Below are 17,008 nucleotides of genomic sequence, written 5' to 3'. Positions count from 1 at the left end.
GTACGGTGGCGCCGACCCCGAGAGGGAGGCCGTGTGTCAGCAGGGGACCAGCAGGCAGCGCGGGACGCGTTCTACCGCGATCCCTATCCGCGCTACGCCATCGCCCGCCGGGCCGGCGGGCTGACCTGGGTGCCGGAGGTCGAGGCCTGGCTGGTCGCGCGGGACGCCGACGTACGGGAAGTACTGCGGCGCGCCGAGGACTTCTCCTCCGCCAACGCGCTGCTGCCGGACATCCCCTTATCGGAGGGCGCGCTCGGCGTCCTTCCCCGCGGGTTCGGGCCGCGGCCGACCGTGGTGTCCTCGGACGGCGCGCCCCACCGCCGCTACCGGATGCCGCTGAACCGCGGACTGTCCTCCGGCCGCGTCGAGGCAGTACTGCCGTACGCCCGCGAGCAGGCGCGCGAGCTGGTGGAGGCCTTCGCCGCCGACGGCTCCGCCGAGCTGGTGGAAGCGTACGCCCGGCGGCTGCCCGGGCTGGTCATCGGGCGGCTCATCGGGCTGGATCCCGCCGATGTCCCCGCGGCCGTGCACGGCGGCTACCGGGCCGAGGAGCTGTTGTTCCGGCCCCTGTCCCCGGCGGGGCAAGTGGCCGCCGCCGAGGATGTCGTGGCGCTCCAGCACCTGTTGGACGGCTACGTCCGCGACCGCCGGGCCCGCCCCCGCGAAGACCTGTGTTCGGACCTCGTGGCGGCCCTCGCTCCCGGGGACGGCGAGTTGAGCCTCGAACAGCGCCACGAGCTGGTGGCCAACCTGCAGAACCTGCTGATCGCCGGCTTCCTGACGACGAGCGCGCTGATCTCCACCGCCGTGATGCATCTGCTCGCGGACCGGGAGCAGTGGTCCCTGCTGTGTTCCGATCCGGCGCTGATCGGGGCTGCCGTGGAGGAGTCCACCCGCTTCGATCCGGCGATCCAGGGCTTTCGGCGGGTGACCACGCGGCCGGTGACCCTGGGCGGTACGCGGCTTCCCGCAGGAGCGACCGTTCTCGTGGCCTACGCCTCGGCCAATCGGGACGAGCGCCGGCACGCGGATGCCGACCGGTTCGACATCCGGCGCCCCGAGGACCGGCGCCACCTCGGCTTCGGGCACGGGCCGCACAACTGCCCGGGCTCCCGCCTGGCGCGTGCGCAACTCCACCTGACGCTCGAGCTGTTCTCCCGCACCCTGCCCGGTCTCCGGCTGGACGGACGGCGGCCGGCGGCGTCGATGCGCCCGACCCTCATCCACCGCTCCCCCGAGACCCTGTACGTGACCTGGTGAGCCGTCGGCAGGGCCTGCGGCGCGGGGTGCCGCCGCAGGCCCGGGCCTCAGTGGGCGGCTGCCGGCCGGTGATGGCCTGGCTTGTGCGGCTTGTGCGGCTTGTGGTGCTTACCGGGCTTGTGGTGCTTGCCCGGCTTGTGAGGCTTGTGGGGCTTGTGGGGCTTCTGCTCTTCGCAGTGCTTGCCGCCCTTGATCGTGGTGGGGTCCGTGGCGGTGTGCGTCGCGCTGTCGCCGCCGCCGGTGACCGTCACCGTGTCGATCCCCTCCTCCGTCTTGCGCAAGCACGGCACGTTGACGGTGAGCGTGATCACCGGGTAGCTGGCCCCGGCGGCCAGAACGTCGCTGCGCGTGCAGGTCAGCGTGGCCACGGAGCAGGTCCATCCGGTGCCGGACAGGCTCACGGCGGTCAGCCCCTGCGGGAGGACGTCACGGACGGTGACCGTGCTGCCGTCCGTGGCGCCCGGCCCGGTGTTGCGGACCGTGATCGTGTACGTGCCCTTGCTGCCCCCGGTGAAGTCGCCCTTGTGCGTCTTCCTGACGGTCAGGGAGGGTCGTGCGGGGCACAGGGCTGCCGGGTTGCTCGTCGCGGCCTGGTTGTCCGTCCAGGTGTTCGCCGTCCCGGCCGTGCCGGTACCCGTGGTGAGGTCTTCGCAGTCGTACTGGCCGCTGTTCCGCAGCACGTTGCGGGTGACGACGTTGTCGCCGTTGCCGCCGTTGTCCTCGATGAGGGCGCCGTCGCGCCCGCTGCCGGTCACGCTGTTGTCCGAGACGGTGGAGCGCGTCAGCGAATTCGGACCGGCGGAAATACCGTCGCGCGTGACGTTCCGGATGGTGTTCTGGTCGATCAGTACCTGATCGCTCCCCGCGGGCGAGAAGGTCTGTGAGCGGATTCCGTCGCGGCTGCCCCGGATGTCGTTCCGCAGGACCTGGAGCCCGTGGTTGTCGTCGCCGATGAAGATGCCGGCTCCGGTGTTGTCCACGGCCTGGTTGTCGGCCACCACGCTGTCGTCCGAGCGGAAGATGTTCAGGAGCGAGGCGTCCTGGTGCGAGACGTTGTGGTTGATGTCGACCCGCACGGTGTTCTGGTACTTGTCGAGGGTGATGGCTCCGTTCTTGTTCTGGAAGAACGCGTTGTTGTCGATCAGCGCGTTGTCCAGGCCCTGGTCGGAGTAGATGCCGTTTCCGGCGGCCGGCTGTTGCTGGAATCCGGTGTTGTTCAGGCGGATGCAGTTGCGCGTGACCCGGGACTGCGTCGTGCCGCTCGAGTTGTAGTACATCCCCGCCGGGTTGCCCTGGATCACGTTGTTGGTGACCAGGTAGCCGGAGTGCGTGACGGCCGTGTTGATGCCGTAGCCGCCGAAGGCGAGGGAGCCCTGGTTGTTCTGGACCGTGAAGCCCCGGACCGTGATGCCGTCCTCGCGGAGGTTCACGATCCCCTCACCGACGTTGTGCGTGGCCTCGATGATGGAATCGACCGTCGGGTCGGGCGCCGCGAACTGGTCACAGTCCGCCGGAAGGGTGGTCTCGCCCTCCAGGGTGAGATTCGCCTTGGTGACCTCGACGATCTCGTTGTAGGTGCCGGGGCACACGTGGATGGTGTCACCTGCCGCCGCCGCTGTGATGGCGGCCCCGATCGTCGTGAACGTGGCGTTCGGGCAGTGCGCCGTGACTCCGGTGGCGGAGACGACGAGCGTGGAGGCGGCATAACTGGGTGTGGCCGGGAATGCCGTGGCCGCCACCGCCACCACCGGCAAAAAGGCGTAGAGCTTTCGCATTACCTCACCTGTTGATCATCGCGGCAGAACGGCGCGGGTTCGGTCTCGCCGCCCGGACCGCACTGTGTGATCACGAAAGCCCCCGGGGCAAGCTGCCCCGCTGGGATGGGAGGAGGATCTACCAGTACGGTGGTATTCCCCCGCAGCCCGCCGCACCCAAAGGGTCGATTAAAGCGATGAGATGACCGTCGCCCCCGTTCACAGCCAGCCGTGGCGCTGCGCCTGGAGGCCCATCTGGAAGCGGTTCTCGGCGCCCAGGCGGGCCATCAGGATCTGGAGACGGCGGAAGAACGTACGGCGGCTGACGCCCAGTTCGCGGGCGATGACCTCGTCGCTCGCGCCTCCGGCGAGCAGGCGCAGCAGTCGACGGTCGGCCGGCGGCAGGCCGGCCGGGCGGGTGGAGCGGCCGTGCAGGGGCAGGGCCGCCTGCCAGGTCTGCTCGAACAGGGCGACCAGTGCGGAGAGCAGACCGCACGGCTGGACCACCAGCATCGTGTTGTGCACGTCCGCCTCCCTGATCGACAGGGACACCAGCGCGTACGCCTCGTCGATGATCACCAGCTTGACCGGCACCGCCGGCGCCACCTTGGCCTGCTCGCCCGCCTCGATGCACGGTTCGATGGCCGTCTCCAGCTGCCCGGGCACCTCCAGCGACGCCTTCGAGTAGACGACGCGCTGCGTCACGCCGCGGGCGAGCGTCGCCAGTGCGTCGTCGGTGGCGCCCGTCAGCGGGAAGTACGGCGGCGAGTCCAGCTGCCGGATCTGCTCGCGGGCGCTGGCCCACGCGTGGCGCATCCGCGGGCCGATGGCGTCGCCGGTCACCACCTCGACGAGGTTGTCGTTGTACGCCGCGAGCCGCTGGCGCCGGAACGACTCGAACGCACCGCCCACGGTGATGCGCGACTCCTCCAGCTCCGCCGCCCGGTGCCGGGCGAGGATCTCCAGGCCCGCGGCGGGCGGCACCGGCGCCACGACGTCCGCGCCCTCCCCGGCGGCGCTCGCCAGCCCGGCGTCGACCAACTCGCCGTACGCCGCGGCGAGCCCGGCGCCGTCCAGTCCGGCCGCCGCCCCGATCGCGCCGAGCGGAGCGGGGGCCAGTTCCAGGAGTGCCAGGTACACGCGGGCCGCCACCGGATCGACCCCCAGCAGACGCAGGGCCTCGCCCAGCTTCGTGTTCGCCATGTACCGCATTATCGACGCCCGCCGGGCAGGAGTGGCCGATCAGTGCCACCGGCACCGCCGGCCCTCCTCGGCGCGCCGTGCCGCAGTACCGTCCGGGAGTCGCCGAGCCTCGCGCGGCAGTCGAACCCACACCCATCCGGAAGAAGGTGCACGACGTGGCGAAGGGTCGGAAGAACGGCCTCTACTCGGGGATCTCCGAGGAACTGTCCGCTCTGATGAAGACGGGCTGGGCGGACACCGAACGGCGCGACCTCCCGCTCGACGAACAGGCTCCGTACGCGGCCCGCCGCCGCGCCGCGCTCTCCGCGCGCTTCCCCGGCGAGCGGCTGGTGATCCCCTCCGGCAACCTCAAGGCCCGCTCGAACGACGACACCTACCCGTTCCGCCCGTACTCCGGCTACGTCCACATGACCGGGGACCAGGCCCGCGACGGTGCGCTCGTCCTCGAACCCCGCCCGGACGGCGGCCACGACGCGTACTGCTACCTGCTGCCGCGGGACGGCCGGGACACGGACGAGTTCTGGCTCGGCTACACCGCCGAGCTGTGGATGGGCCGGCGCCCCTCCCTCGCCGAGTCCGAGCACCTGCTCGGGCTGTCCTGCCGCGACGTCCGCACCGCGGCGAGCGACCTGTCCGCCGCCCCTGACGCGCCCACCCGCATCGTGCGCGGCGTCGACCCGGCGCTGGAGGCCGCCGTCACCACCGACGCGGAGCGCGACGCCGAACTCGAGGAGGCCCTGAGCGAGCTCCGCCTGGTCAAGGACGACTGGGAGATCGGTGAGCTGCGCAAGGCGGTGGACTCCACCGTTCGCGGTTTCACCGACTGCACGGGCGAGCTCTCGCGGGCGGTCGCATCCTCCGAGCGGTGGATCGAGGGCACCTTCTTCCGCCGCGCACGGCTGGAGGGCAACTCGGTCGGCTACGGCTCGATCTGCGCCGCGGGCGACCACGCCACGATCATGCACTGGACCGAAAACGACGGGCCGGTCCGCCCCGGCGAGCTGCTCCTGCTCGACGCCGGTGTGGAGACGCACACCCTCTACACCGCCGACGTCACCCGCACCCTGCCGATCAGCGGCACGTTCACGCCCGTGCAGCGCACGGTGTACGACGCGGTGTACGAGGCCCAGGAGGCGGGCATGGCCGCCGTGAAGCCGGGGGCCGCCTACCGCGACTTCCACGTGGCGGCGCAGCGGTACCTGGCGGAGAAGCTGGTCGAGTGGGGCTTCATCGAGGGCCCGGCGGACCGCGCGTACGAACTCGGTCTGCAGCGCCGCTTCACCATGGCCGGCACCGGGCACATGCTGGGCCTGGACGTCCACGACTGCGCCCAGGCCCGCACCGAGGAGTACGTCGACGGCGTGCTGGAGCCGGGCATGGTGCTCACGGTGGAGCCCGGCCTGTACTTCCAGCCGGACGACCTCACGGTGCCCGAGGAGTGGCGCGGCATCGGGGTCCGGATCGAGGACGACCTGCTGGTGACGGCCGACGGCCACGAGAACCTGTCGGCGGGTCTGCCGCGCTCGTCGGACGAGGTCGAGGCGTGGATGGCCCGCGTCGCGGGCTGACCGGTATCCCGGAAGCCCCGGTAGCGGAAATTGCTCCATGCCCTTGCCGGGGCAGTCGAACTCGTCGACGATGCTCTCCGACCCCGGCCGCCGCGGCGTCCCACCCGCCGGCCGGGCATCGGAGAACAGGAGAGACAGTGACCAGGAACAGCAGTCCCAGCAAGCGCTCCGCAGCAGCGGCAGCGCTCGTACCGCTCTTCGTGCTCGCCGGGCTGTTGCTGGGCCCCGCGGCGACCACCGCGGCAGCCGCACCCGCCGCACGACAGGCCCCCGCCGCGGCGGCGCTCGCGCACGACACGCTCGCGGTCGGTGCCGAGGCGGCAACCGGCCTGCGCGCGCCGGTGTCGTCCCCGGTGCGGGCGACCACCGGCAACAAGAAGGGCAAGAAGAAGAGCAAGAAGAAGGGCGGCTTCTTCGGGAAGCTCGTGATCATCGTGCTCGTCGTGATCGTGCTGCTCGTGGTCCTGTACGTGGTCCGCCGGGCCCTGCGGCGCAGGTCCGCCTAGATCCGTCACCTCCGGGTGAATCGCGCACCCAGTCGGGTGATCCGGAGCCCCCCGCCCTGTCGCGCGCGGGGCTCCGGCGGCTAGACAGCATGCCTGTGATCAAGGAATTGCCCGCAGCCCGGACGCGCCCCCGCTCGCGCCGGGCCGGCGGGCTGCCGGCCGCCGCCGCTCTGGCCTGCGCGCTCCTGACGGGCTGCGCCGCCGGAGGCGCGGAGCCGGTCGGCGCCCCGGACGAGCTGATCAAGGCCGCCGCGCAACGCCTCACCGATGCCTGCCTGATCCGCCAGGGCCTTGTTCCGCCCCGCAGAGTCCCGGGCCGGCAGCCCGGCAAGGACGACGAGCGGGTCAGTGCGGCCCTCTTCGGGTCGGGTCCCGCCGAACTGTCCGTCGCCCTGCCCACCGGCTACGTCGTACGCGCCCACACCGACGGGTGCCTGGCCGCCGCCCAGCAGCGGCTGTACGGGGACCAGCCCGGCTGGTTCCGCGCCTCGGTCGTCGTCAACAACCTCCGGCCCGAGGCCGCCCACACCCACCGGGACGTCGCCGAGGTCCGTGCCCGCCATCACGCCGAGATCGCCGATTGGCAGCGGCTGCGCGCGCACGCCCTCACGGAAGCCACCGCCGTTCTCAAGTCCCCACCACCGAAGGGAAACCCGCCCGTATGAAGCGCTTCACCACCCTCCTCGCGACCGCCGTGGTAGCCGCCGCCGCGATCCTCTCCACCTCGGCCGCCGCCGAGGCGGCGGACTGCCGGAGCGGCTACTTCTGCGTCTGGACGGACGCCAACTTCGACGGGATGAAGATCGAGCACAGCGGCGACGACCGGTGGTGGGAGGGCGACATGTCCAATCAAGACTCCTCCTGGGCGAACCACGGCGTCTCCGGCCCCGGCGTGCCCGATCACGTGAAGGTGTACGACGGCCGTGAGCTGACCGGCGCCGTCACCCTCTGCCTGGCGCCCGGGCAGGAGGTCGGTTACGACGCGGGCGCCAACGACCGGGGCAGTTCCCACACCTGGTCCACCGGCTGCTGAAGGCTTCCCCGTCAGACCTGTTGGGCGCCGCCGTCCACGAAGAGTTCGATGCCCGTGATGTAGCTGCTCTCGTGTGAGGCGAGGAACAGTGCGGCGGCGGCGACCTCTTCGGGGCGGCCGGGGCGGCCGAGGGGAACGCGGCCCGTAGCCTCCTCGACGACCTCGGCGGGAGCCTGCGCCAGGGACGCGGTGGCGATCGGGCCGGGGCTGAGGGTGTTGACGCGGATTCCGCGGCCGGCCAGTTCCAGGGCCATACTGCGGGCCATCGAGCGGACGGCGGCCTTCGTCGCGGCGTACACGCCGAAGCGCCTCGACGCGGCGGAGCCGGCAGCCGAGCCGAGCAGGATGATCGAGCCGCCGTCCTTGAAGAGGGGCAGTGCGCGCTGGACGGTGAAGAAGGTCGCCTTGAAGTTGAGGTCCGATGTCACGTCGAACTGGTCCTGCGTGAGATCGGCGAGTCCGGTCGGCCGGCCGCCTCCGGCATTGGCCACCAGGACGTCCACGGGGCTGCCTTCCGCCTCCACCGCCGTGTAGAGGCGGGCGAGGTCGGCCTCGCGGGTGACGTCGCTCGGGACGGCGATCGCCGCGCTGCCCAACGCGTCGGCGGCCGCGGCGAGTTCCGCCTCCCGTCGGCCGTTGAGGAAGACCCGGGCGCCCTCCTGGACGAAGCGGGCGGCTATCGCCAGGCCGATGCCGGACGATGCGCCCGTGACCACCGCGACCCTGCCGTCGAGCTGTCCCATACGGTCCTCCGCGCTGTGGGCCCCCGAGGAAGCGGGCGGGGGGTGCGCCGAGGGTCGAGCAGAGGCCGGCCAAAGTCAAGGAATCCGTCGCGATGGCCCGGTACGGACGCGGCCCCGCGAGCCGGTGGGCTTGCGGGGCCGCGGGTGCTGTCCGGGGATCAGGGACAGGTGGCCAGGAGGACGGAGACGACCGTGCAGGTGGCGGTCGCGCTGTCGTTGAGCGTGTTGGGGTCGACCGGAGCGGACACCGTCCGGGTGGCGGTGACCGAGACCCGGCCGAGCGAGAGCAGGCCCAGCGGTACCCGGAACGTCTTGGCGGAAGCGGTGCCGGCGGCGATGGTGCCGTAGACGCAGGTCACGGTGGCCCCCATCGCGGTGCACCCCGGGGACAGCGCCGAGGCGGACGAGCCCGGCGGCAGCGTCGCGGTGAGCGTGGCCGAAGTGACCGTACCGGGACCGGTGTTGTGGGCGGTCAGGGTGTAGGTGAGGTACGGGACGAGGAGGCTCAGGCCGGGCTGCGCGGTCAGGTCCACGTCGATGTCGGCGGGCGGGAGCTGGTACGTGTACCGGCCCGCGGCGGCCACGGCGCTGGTGCCGCCGGGCGTGGTGACCTGCACGTCGACGGGGCCCGCGGCGTGCGCGGGTGCGGTGGCCGTGCACGTGGTGGCGGTGCAGGACAGGCCGCCGGCCGGGTTGCCGTGTCCGAAGGTGAGCGCGGTGGCGCCGCTCAGGCCGGTGCCGCCCACCGTGACGACGGTACCGCCGTCGGTCGTGCCCGTGGACGGGCTGAGCGAGGTCACCACGGGTACGGGAACGTAGGTGAAGCGGGCGGCGGGGGACGGCGCACTGGTGCCGCCGGGCGTCGTGGCCTGTACGTCGACCGTCCCGGTCCCGGCCGGTGCGGTGGCGGTGCAGGAGGTCGGGGTACAGGAGACGCCGGTGGCGGGGTTGCCCGCGCCGAAGGTGAGGGCGGCGCCCGCCAGGTTGGTGCCGGTGACCGTCACCGCCGTGCCGCCTGCCGCGAGTCCGGTGTCGGGGCTGATGGCGGTGACCGTGGGCGCGTCCCGGTGGAAGGCGAACACGATCCGGCCGTCTCCGGCGTTGGCCCCGTTGGTCAGGGTGACCGGGGAGCCGGGGACGGTACCGGAGGCCAGGCTGGATCCGCCGCCGCCTCCACCGCCTCCGCCACCGGTGGTTCCGTACCGGCCGCCGGCCCCGCCCCGGCCGCCGCCGCCGTACCCGGCTCCGCCGCGCCCGCCGGCGCCGGTCGGGCTGAACACTCCCTGCGCGGCGGAGCCGCCGGAACCGTTCGGGTAGGCGCCGGGGGAACCGTTCGCGCCCTCGTTGTCCGCGCCGGGCCCTCCGGTCCCTGCCGTCCCGCCGGCGGTGTCGGTGCCCGGGCCTCCGCCCGTACCGCCCTGCGCGTCGGGGACCAGACCGTTGCCGTCGGCGCCCGCGCTGCCGCTGTCACCGCCGGCTGCTCCCGGGTAGGCCGGGGAGCCGATGCCCGGTCCGCCCGCGCCGCCGCCCGAACCGGCGGTGAGCAACGGCGTGTTGGTGCCAGTGGTCACCGCGACGAGCGCGCCGCCGGACCCGGGCGCGCCGAACTGCGGGTTCGCGGCGGCGTTGGCGCCGCGTTTGCCGACGGTGACGTTGAACGTCTGCCCGGGAGTCGCGGGGACGGTCGCCACGAGGTGCGCGCCCTTGCCGCCCGGCGTGCCGTCGTAGGCGTTCCCGCCTCCGGCCCCGTCGAGGGTGACCACAGCGCTGGACACGCCGTCGGGCACGGTGAGGCTTCCGGAACCACCCGCCGCGCAGGTGATCGTGGTGACGGCATCCGCCACGACCGGGGCGGCGCACACCCCTTCCGCCGCCGCCGGAACCGCAAGCACCGTCAGGCCGCCCGCGGCCAGTACGGACGACGCGGCCACCGCCAGCAGGCGGTTGTGCCACCAGGGTCTTGGTCCGCGTAACACGGCAGTCGATGACATCGAAGTCTCCCCCTCTCAGCTCCGCCCGGCGGCTGGAGCGACGGCCAGATACCGGCGGAAGCATCGCAGCGGCGGAGGCGCGGCGCGCGCGAAATGCCGGATCGTTGCGGACGGGGCGGAGTTTCGCGGTCGCCTACCCCGGGGCGCTCACGGCGGGGTCATGGGCTTCGGATCGCCCGCCAGGCGGACCGTGCTCAGGATCCGCATGACCAGCTCGTCGCTGATGGCGCCCGGCACGCCCGTGCGTCCGTGGAAGTCCCAGGCGACGAGGTCCCCCTTGGAGTTCTTGAAGCCGAAGGAGACGGCTTTGCCGTCACCGTCGCATCGGGTGGACTGCTGGGCGCCTTCCGAATGGGCCTTGATGTAGGTCCCCTTCACTCCGTACTTCGTGGTGTACTCCACCGGCTCGTCCCACTTGACGACGCGCTTGTCCGGCTGGGTGAAGGCGGCGTACACCCAGGTCGGTGCGGTCTTCTCGGCCACGTCCTCGGTGGATCTGGCGCCGTCGGCGCCTTTGGTTCCGACGGTGGCGAGGGCGTGGTCGTTGACCACGCCGTCGCCGTTTCCGTCGATGCTGCACCACTTGTGCTTGTAGAACGCGGGCGCCGAGTGTCCGATGAGGACCTTGTCCGGGTCCTTGCTGTCCGGGTAGGCCGCCACCACGCTGGACTCGGCGACCTCCCAGCCCGGGGGGACGTCGAAGGCGGTGCCGTGTTCGGGATTGACCACCGTCTTCCACCCCTCGGTCGAGGCGGCTCTGGCGGCGTCCTCAGCCCGGTGGTACATGGCAACGGCCCCGGCGGCGGCCGCGGTCGCGGCCAGCGCCGACACGGCGTAGATCCCGATGACGATCCTCCACCTCGCGGCGTCCTGCGGATTGCGCACCCTGCCCCTCCTCCTTGCCTGACTGGTCGTGTACGTGGGTACGTGGCTACTTGCCGAAGGACAGGAACGCGCGGCTGGCCTTCCTGGGCTCCGAGGTGTAGACCCTGCCGTTGAGCAGGAACAGCCGTCCGCCCGCCCAGGCGACGCGCAGGCTGGTGCTGTAGAAGACGCTCTCGGCGCCGGCGGCCGCGGCCGGGCTCTGCAGGACGGGCTGTGCGGTGCCGTCGGCCGGGGCGAGGGAGACGACCGAGGCCGCTTCCCCGCTGCCGGGCGAGACGTACACGACGACCCTGCCGTTCTCGATGGCGAGCGGCCATACCGTGCGGCCCTTGGGCTGCCCGGCGGTGCGCCACTTCTCCTTGCCGGTGTTCAGGTCGATGGCGACGACCTGGTCGGTCGCGTCGATGCCGAGTTCCTTGCCCTGCTTGCCCGCGCCGATGTACAGCGTGTCGGCATCGGCCACGGCGGAGTAGCAGTCCTGGAAGCCGCCGGAGTTGCCCCAGCCGTTGCAGCGGCCGCTCACCCCGAACGTCGCTTCGCCCTGGGAGCGGACCTTGCCGTCCGGGGTGAAGGCGATGATGTGCCAGATGTTGCGCTCCTTGTGGTACGCGGCCACCACGATCGGCTCCGCGGACAGTACCCGGCCGAGCTTCCATCCCTTGTCGAACATGTGGCTCCACTTGACGGTGCCCGTCGCCGGGTCCAGTTCCTGGAGCACGACCTGGTCCTGGTTGAGGCAGGTGCGGGCGGCGAGCAGGCGCGGGCCGCCGGCGAACATGGTCACGTGGCAGCCGCTCTCGGTCGGCGTGGCGAAGAGCTTGTGACCGTCGGCGACCGAGAAGGCGCTCCCGTTGCCCGTCCGGCCGACGGCGACGGTGTCACCGGTGATCGCCATCTCGAACGTCCCCGTGGTGTCGAACCGGTTCTCCTGGGGTACCGGCGCCTTCCACCCGGCCTTGCCCGTGGTCAGGTCGATCTGCTGGAGATCCGTGCAGGTCGAGGTGCCCGAGTCCTTCTCCTGGAGACCGAGGACCAGCTTGCCGTCAGCGGACGGGGCCCTCGGAGCTCCACAGATCGGCGTCGGGAGCGGGATCTTCCACTTCTCCTGGCCGTCGGCCACCGCGTAGCCGGCGACCTCCTTGAACGTCGCCCTGACCACCACGTCGCCCACCCACCACGGGCCGAACTGCGAGACTCCCGAGCCCGCCACGTCGATCTGGTTGTCGCGGAGCCAGACACGGGCCTCACCTGGCTTGATATCGACGTTGGGATCGTAGACGTCCCGCCCGACACCGGGGCCCTTGCCGTCGCCCTGATCGACCGAGGCCGAACCGGACGGCGCGGGCGCCGTCCCGCCCTGCTGCGCGAGCCGGTGGTCGCGGTCGGTGCGGACGGTGACGAACACGCCGCCTCCGATGGCGAGCAGGACCGCGACCAGCACCGCGAGCACCACCGTGCCCGGCCGGTCGGCGAGCCAGTCGCGGGCCGGGGCGGGGGTCCCGGGGGCCTCCGGCTGCGGCTGTGGCTGCGGCTGCGGCGCGAAGGCGCCGTGGACGGCGGGGTCGATCGGGGGCCCGAATCCGACGGGCGTCGTCGGAAACGGCCCGCCAGGGTTCGGCTGTTCGCCAGAGGTGCGACCGGTCATGGGAAGAGTGTGTCCCGGACGCCGAAATTCTAGAATAGATTTTTAGACTACTTAGCGATCTACGTAATTTTCACGCCGCGGCGACCATCATGCCGCCAGGCGAGGCCCCGTCGTACGAAACCCAGTTCGTCAGCGGCATGGGGCGCGGGCCGCACGTCCGGGTGGATCTTTCCCGCCCGGACGCTTTTCGGCGCTGCCCGCCGACACCGGCCGCGAGAGTTGCCGCATGATCACCAACTCGCCTTCCACGCCCGGTTCCTCCGACGAGCCCGCTGCGGCACCCGCGCGCCGCAGGCCTTCCCGTCGTACCGTCATCGCCGGTGCGGCCGCCGTCGCGGGGGCCGGTGCGCTGACCGTCGCGGCCGCGTCCGCGGAGACCCCGCGGACGTCGGCCGGCACCGCTCGCCCCGATTGGGACACCTGCCTCACCATCGCCCGCGCCATCCTCGTACGGGATGACGACGATCAGCCCCTGGTGCCCCGCTACACGGACGTCCTTCTGAAGAGCGGTCTGCCCCGTTCCCGCGCCCGCAAGAAGGTGCTGATCGTCGGCGCCGGGCCCGCCGGGCTCACCGCCGCACACCTGTTGCACGAAGCCGGGCACCAGGTCACCGTCATCGAGGCGAACGGCAACCGCGTGGGCGGCCGCATCAAGACCTTCCGTGCCGGCGGCCACGAGAACTCCCCCGCACCCTTCGCCGACCCGAAGCAGTACGCCGAGGCCGGGGCCATGCGCATCCCCGACAGCCACCCGCTGGTGACCGGACTGATCGACAGCCTCGGCCTGAAGCGCAGGCGCTTCCACCTGGTCGACGTCGACGGGGCCGGGCGCCCCGCCTACCGTACGTGGATCTACGTCAACGGCATCCGCGTACGCCGGGCCGACTACGCGCGCAGCCCGCAGGAGCTCAACCGCTCCTTCGGAGTCCCGGCGGCCTACGAGCCCCTGCCCGCCGCGCAGATCGTGCGGGGAGCCTTCGCTCCCGTACGCAAGGAGATCGAGGGCAAGAAGGACAAGGAACTCGTAGAGGGCTGGGCGCGGGTGATCCAGCGCTACGGCCACATGTCGATGTACCGCTTCCTGACCGAGGAGGCGCAGCTCGACGAGCGCACCATCGACCTCATCGGAACCGTCGAGAACCTCACCTCCCGCCTGCACCTGGCTTTCGTCCACAGCTTCATCGGGGCTTCGCTCATCAGCCCCGACACGGCCTTCTTCGAACTCCCCGGCGGCACCGCCACCCTGGCCGACGCGCTCTACGCACGGGTCAAGGACCTGGTCAGGCTCGACCGCCGCGCCACCCGCATTACGCACGGCGAGGGCAAGGTCACCGTGGAAACCGTCTCCGAGGGCCGCGACGGCGGCGCCGTGCGGCGCGAGACCTTCACCGGCGACGCCGCGATCATCACCGTGCCCTTCTCCGGTCTGCGCCACATCCCGGTGTCCCCCGCCCTCTCCTACGGCAAGCGGCGCGCGGTCACCGAACTGCACTACGACGCCGCCACCAAGGTGCTGCTGGAGTTCAGCCGCCGCTGGTGGGAGTTCGACGAGGCCGACTGGAAGCGCGAGCTGGAAGCCGTACAGTCCGGCCTGTACCGGAAGTACCAGCTCGGCCAGACTCCGGGGGACGGGGCCCTGCTGGGCGCCCACTCCTCCGTACCGAGGGGTCACGTCTCCGGCGCGCAGCGCTCGCACTACGCAGCCTGCCGCGTCGTCACCCGCGATCAGCCCGAGGCGGCCGACGTCATCGGCGGCGGTTCGGCGACCGACAACCCCAACCGCTTCATGTTCCAGCCCTCGTACCCCGTCGAGGGCAGCCCGGGCGGGGTGGTCCTCGCCTCCTACAGCTGGTCGGACGACGCCCTGAAGTGGGATTCCCTCGACGACGCGGAGCGCTATCCGCGCGCCCTCGCCGGAGTGCAGGAAGTGTTCGGGCAGCGGATCGAGGTGTTCTACACGGGCGTGGGACGGACCCAGTCCTGGATGCGTGACCCGTACGCCTACGGCGAGGCCTCCGTACTGCTTCCCGGCCAGCACACCGAGCTCTTCCCGCACGTCCGCAAGGCCGAGGGGAACCTGCACTTCGCCGGGTGCCACACCTCCGTCAAGCCCGCCTGGATCGAGGGGGCCCTGGAATCCGCGGTGCGCACGGCGCTGGAGGTCAACTCGGCGCCGTAGGCGGGGCCGTACGGGGGCCGGCCGGGGCCGCGAGGCCGCCGCGTCCGGCCTCCCGGCGTCAGCCTGCGGCGAGCACGATGAGCCAGTCGCCTTCGGTGAACCGGATCCGTTCCCGCTTGTCGGGATTGATCCGCACACCGTAGGCGGGGGCGGTGGCGGCCTCCGCGCGCAGCCGGTATCCGATCGCGCACTCGCGGCGCCGCCGCGCCGACTCGACGGCGGTGGCGAACGTGACGTCGCGGCCGGCCGCGACGTAGTGCGTGACGGGCTTCAGGTAGAGCTCGCTCCCCTCCGCCCGGAACAGCTCCTCGAAGAGGGCGGCGAGGTAGGGGCTCTCCGAGATCTGGGTCATGAGGAGGCTGATGAGCCGACCGCTGACGATGAAGTCGGCCCCCTCCCGGGCGGGCGCGAGCAGCCGGTTCCCGTCGTCCGCCATCTCGGTGGTGAGCGCGAGTTCCCGGTGCGCGGCCTGCCCGATCGCCCGTAGGTGCAGCAGGGTGACGAGCGTGCGGTCGTCCGCCTCCGCCTCCAGTTCGGCCTCCGTCCGCGGGGCGAGCGCGTCGGAGGGCGTGCGGCGGCCCGTCTCGCCGATGACGATCACACCGTCGTACGACGGCACGTCCAGCTTGGCCAGGACGCCGGGGTCGGTGATGTCCCCGCTGTGGAACGCGACTTCGAGATGGCGCCGGCCCATCGCGACGGCCGAGTCCCTGTGAGCCGTCGCCTCGTCGCCGAGGGCCACGACGTCCAGGGTGGTTCCCGGAGCCACGTACTCGTCGAGCTGCTCCACGACGAGGGGAGCACGGCGGTTCCAGCCGAGGAGCAGCAGGCGTTCGGCGCCGGGCGGCTGTGCGTCCTTCCTCACGATCGCGCCCTCGTCGACCCAGGGGGCCGCGTCCGCCGGTACGGCCGTGTCGTCGTCCTGGCAGACCACGATGATCCCGTCTCCCGTACGGATGACGGTGCCGGGATCCGGGTTGAGCACGACGCTTCCGTCGGCGCCGAGCAGACCGACCACCGAGGACGTGGCGAACGACAGCAGGGCGTCACCGAAGGTCCGCCCTGCGAGGTCCAGGGCGGGCGTGGTGTAGAACTCGTCGCCCTTGAAGGCGAGCAGTTCCTGGTACACGAGGGAGAGGCCGGGCCGGCGGGCGGTCTGGACGAGGAGCCGGGCGACGATGTCGTCGACGCACAGGACCTGCCCTCCCGGCCCGGCTGCCAGCCGCGCTGTGACGAGGTTGCGGGTGTCGCGGACCGCGGCGACGACCACCACCGCGTTCCCGGCGTCCGGCACCGCCGCGCCGAGTGCCAGCAGGGTCTTCACCACGTGGGCGTCACCGGTTTCCCCGTCGGGCGGCAGGACGAGTACGGCCTTCGCCGTCCGCGGACTGACCCTGGCCAGCTCCGTGGGGTCGGTGGTGCGGCCGCTGCGGCAGACGATGCGGGTCCTGGCGGTGCCGGTGACGTGGGTGGAGATCTCCTCCTCCATCTCCGTCTTGTCCTTCGGAGCGAGGACGGCGAGGGCGGACCGGCGTTGGTTGGCGTTGGCCTCGACCAACTCCCCGATCACGGGGAAGATCTGGTCGGACCAGCCCAGGATGACGGTGTGCCGCGTCTCGAGCACCGTGGAGTGGCCCAGGCGAAGGGCCATGATGCGCCGGTTGATGCCGGTGGTGATCAGACTGACCAGCGTCGACACGAACAGCAGGGCCACCAGGGCGAGGGCCACGGAGGCGAGTACGTACAGGGGAGGTCCGACCGCGCCTCCGATCTTGAGGGTCTGGCCCACGCTGACCCACACTGCCGTGAGCCGACCGGAGAGGGTCGTCGGCGCCGTACGGTCGGCCCAGACGAGCACCATGCTCGCCGGGACCACGACGCTCAGGCAGGCCACTGCCAGCCAGCCGACCAGCGCGGTGGTTCCTCCGGCCACCAGGTGGTCGAACCTGTACCGCAGGCGCAGCCGGAGGGACGTCCTGTGCTGCCCCGCCATTGAAAGCTCCCGAGCCTGAGACCACGCGCCCACGGCAGCGGCTCCCCGCGGCCTCGGGCTCACGTTAGACAATTCCGGCCGCCCCATCCCACCCAGGCTCCCTGCCCTCACCCGGAGGAATGAACGTGCGGGTACACCGACTTCGTGGCGCGGGGGCGGGAGCGGGAGCGGGAGCGGCTCCAGGCCGCGCCCGCCCGGCGTCCTGCTGTGCCCCCTCAGCCACTACGCCGAAGACCACGCCCCCCCTT

At 71.9% G+C, this 17,008-nt stretch carries 13 protein-coding genes; 6 read left to right on the top strand and 7 right to left on the bottom strand.

Annotation, left to right across the window (positions count from 1 at the left end; all coding sequences use genetic code 11):
- Window positions 1–33 precede the first annotated feature (33 nt).
- Window positions 34–1,260, top strand: a complete 1,227-nt coding sequence (locus ACFTXQ_RS06700) for a cytochrome P450 (RefSeq protein ID WP_382636517.1) — start codon at window positions 34–36, stop codon at window positions 1,258–1,260.
- Window positions 1,261–1,307: 47 nt separating this feature from the next.
- Here ACFTXQ_RS06700 and ACFTXQ_RS06695 read toward each other — a convergent pair whose 3' ends face one another.
- Together ACFTXQ_RS06695 and ACFTXQ_RS06690 are read right to left on the bottom strand one after the other, a co-directional pair.
- Window positions 1,308–3,035, bottom strand: coding sequence for a right-handed parallel beta-helix repeat-containing protein (locus ACFTXQ_RS06695; RefSeq protein WP_382636515.1), 1,728 nt, complete (start codon window positions 3,033–3,035; stop codon window positions 1,308–1,310).
- Window positions 3,036–3,233: 198 nt separating this feature from the next.
- Entirely contained in the window at window positions 3,234–4,217 is a 984-nt protein-coding gene (locus tag ACFTXQ_RS06690) for a LuxR family transcriptional regulator (RefSeq protein ID WP_382636513.1), read from the bottom strand.
- Between the two features lie 155 nt (window positions 4,218–4,372).
- Between ACFTXQ_RS06690 and ACFTXQ_RS06685 the strand changes: the two genes are divergently transcribed.
- From ACFTXQ_RS06685 to ACFTXQ_RS06670, 4 genes are all read left to right on the top strand, one after another.
- Window positions 4,373–5,785 carry an aminopeptidase P family protein gene (locus tag ACFTXQ_RS06685; protein ID WP_382636511.1) on the top strand — a complete coding sequence of 471 codons (1,413 nt, stop codon included), beginning with the start codon at window positions 4,373–4,375 and terminating at the stop codon, window positions 5,783–5,785.
- Window positions 5,786–5,922: 137 nt separating this feature from the next.
- Window positions 5,923–6,291 carry a hypothetical protein gene (locus tag ACFTXQ_RS06680; RefSeq protein WP_382636509.1) on the top strand — a complete coding sequence of 123 codons (369 nt, stop codon included), beginning with the start codon at window positions 5,923–5,925 and terminating at the stop codon, window positions 6,289–6,291.
- Between the two features lie 89 nt (window positions 6,292–6,380).
- Window positions 6,381–6,956 (top strand): hypothetical protein, encoded by a 576-nt coding sequence (locus ACFTXQ_RS06675; RefSeq protein ID WP_382636508.1) that lies wholly within the window; start codon window positions 6,381–6,383, stop codon window positions 6,954–6,956.
- Complete coding sequence (locus ACFTXQ_RS06670; RefSeq protein ID WP_382636506.1) at window positions 6,953–7,324, top strand: peptidase inhibitor family I36 protein; 372 nt, start codon at window positions 6,953–6,955, stop codon at window positions 7,322–7,324. Before ACFTXQ_RS06675 ends, ACFTXQ_RS06670 begins: the two co-directional genes overlap by 4 nt.
- Before the next feature lie 11 nt (window positions 7,325–7,335).
- On the opposite strand, the gene ACFTXQ_RS06665 is transcribed toward ACFTXQ_RS06670, so the two are convergent.
- From ACFTXQ_RS06665 to ACFTXQ_RS06650, 4 genes are all read right to left on the bottom strand, one after another.
- Window positions 7,336–8,067 (bottom strand): SDR family NAD(P)-dependent oxidoreductase, encoded by a 732-nt coding sequence (locus ACFTXQ_RS06665; RefSeq protein ID WP_382636503.1) that lies wholly within the window; start codon window positions 8,065–8,067, stop codon window positions 7,336–7,338.
- A gap of 158 nt (window positions 8,068–8,225) precedes the next feature.
- On the bottom strand, window positions 8,226–10,058 hold the full coding sequence (locus tag ACFTXQ_RS06660) for an IPT/TIG domain-containing protein (RefSeq protein ID WP_382636501.1): 1,833 nt from the start codon (window positions 10,056–10,058) through the stop codon (window positions 8,226–8,228).
- Between the two features lie 147 nt (window positions 10,059–10,205).
- The gene (locus ACFTXQ_RS06655) at window positions 10,206–10,943 is read right to left on the bottom strand and encodes a hypothetical protein (protein WP_382636500.1); all 738 of its coding nucleotides are present in this window, start codon (window positions 10,941–10,943) and stop codon (window positions 10,206–10,208) included.
- 46 nt (window positions 10,944–10,989) lie between these two features.
- Window positions 10,990–12,588 carry a PQQ-binding-like beta-propeller repeat protein gene (locus ACFTXQ_RS06650; RefSeq protein ID WP_382636498.1) on the bottom strand — a complete coding sequence of 533 codons (1,599 nt, stop codon included), beginning with the start codon at window positions 12,586–12,588 and terminating at the stop codon, window positions 10,990–10,992.
- Between the two features lie 226 nt (window positions 12,589–12,814).
- On the opposite strand from ACFTXQ_RS06650, the gene ACFTXQ_RS06645 reads away from it, so the two are divergent.
- The gene (locus tag ACFTXQ_RS06645) at window positions 12,815–14,767 is read left to right on the top strand and encodes a flavin monoamine oxidase family protein (RefSeq protein WP_382636497.1); all 1,953 of its coding nucleotides are present in this window, start codon (window positions 12,815–12,817) and stop codon (window positions 14,765–14,767) included.
- A 58-nt stretch (window positions 14,768–14,825) separates the two neighbouring features.
- Here the strand turns inward: ACFTXQ_RS06645 and ACFTXQ_RS06640 are convergent, their stop codons facing one another.
- Window positions 14,826–16,760: an NAD-binding lipoprotein gene (locus tag ACFTXQ_RS06640; RefSeq protein ID WP_382636495.1), complete on the bottom strand. Its 1,935-nt coding sequence runs from the start codon at window positions 16,758–16,760 to the stop codon at window positions 14,826–14,828.
- Window positions 16,761–17,008: the final 248 nt, after the last annotated feature.

It is taken from the genome of Streptomyces sp. NPDC057010, assembly GCF_042673805.1.
GTDB lineage: Bacteria > Actinomycetota > Actinomycetes > Streptomycetales > Streptomycetaceae > Streptomyces.
Note: the sequence above shows the minus strand (reverse complement) of the source record. Positions and strands in the feature narration are given on the sequence as shown.

Excerpts from the sequence above, each read along its gene's own strand:
- ACFTXQ_RS06640 (WP_382636495.1), bottom strand. The coding sequence starts at position 16,760 with ATGGCGGGGCAGCACAGGACGTCCCTCCGGCTGCGCCTGCGGTACAGG.
- ACFTXQ_RS06690 (WP_382636513.1), bottom strand. The coding sequence starts at position 4,217 with ATGGCGAACACGAAGCTGGGCGAGGCCCTGCGTCTGCTGGGGGTCGAT.
- ACFTXQ_RS06645 (WP_382636497.1), top strand. The coding sequence starts at position 12,815 with ATGATCACCAACTCGCCTTCCACGCCCGGTTCCTCCGACGAGCCCGCT.
- ACFTXQ_RS06695 (WP_382636515.1), bottom strand. The coding sequence starts at position 3,035 with ATGCGAAAGCTCTACGCCTTTTTGCCGGTGGTGGCGGTGGCGGCCACG.
- ACFTXQ_RS06675 (WP_382636508.1), top strand. The coding sequence starts at position 6,381 with ATGCCTGTGATCAAGGAATTGCCCGCAGCCCGGACGCGCCCCCGCTCG.
- ACFTXQ_RS06660 (WP_382636501.1), bottom strand. The coding sequence starts at position 10,058 with ATGTCATCGACTGCCGTGTTACGCGGACCAAGACCCTGGTGGCACAAC.
- ACFTXQ_RS06670 (WP_382636506.1), top strand. The coding sequence starts at position 6,953 with ATGAAGCGCTTCACCACCCTCCTCGCGACCGCCGTGGTAGCCGCCGCC.
- ACFTXQ_RS06650 (WP_382636498.1), bottom strand. The coding sequence starts at position 12,588 with ATGACCGGTCGCACCTCTGGCGAACAGCCGAACCCTGGCGGGCCGTTT.
- ACFTXQ_RS06665 (WP_382636503.1), bottom strand. The coding sequence starts at position 8,067 with ATGGGACAGCTCGACGGCAGGGTCGCGGTGGTCACGGGCGCATCGTCC.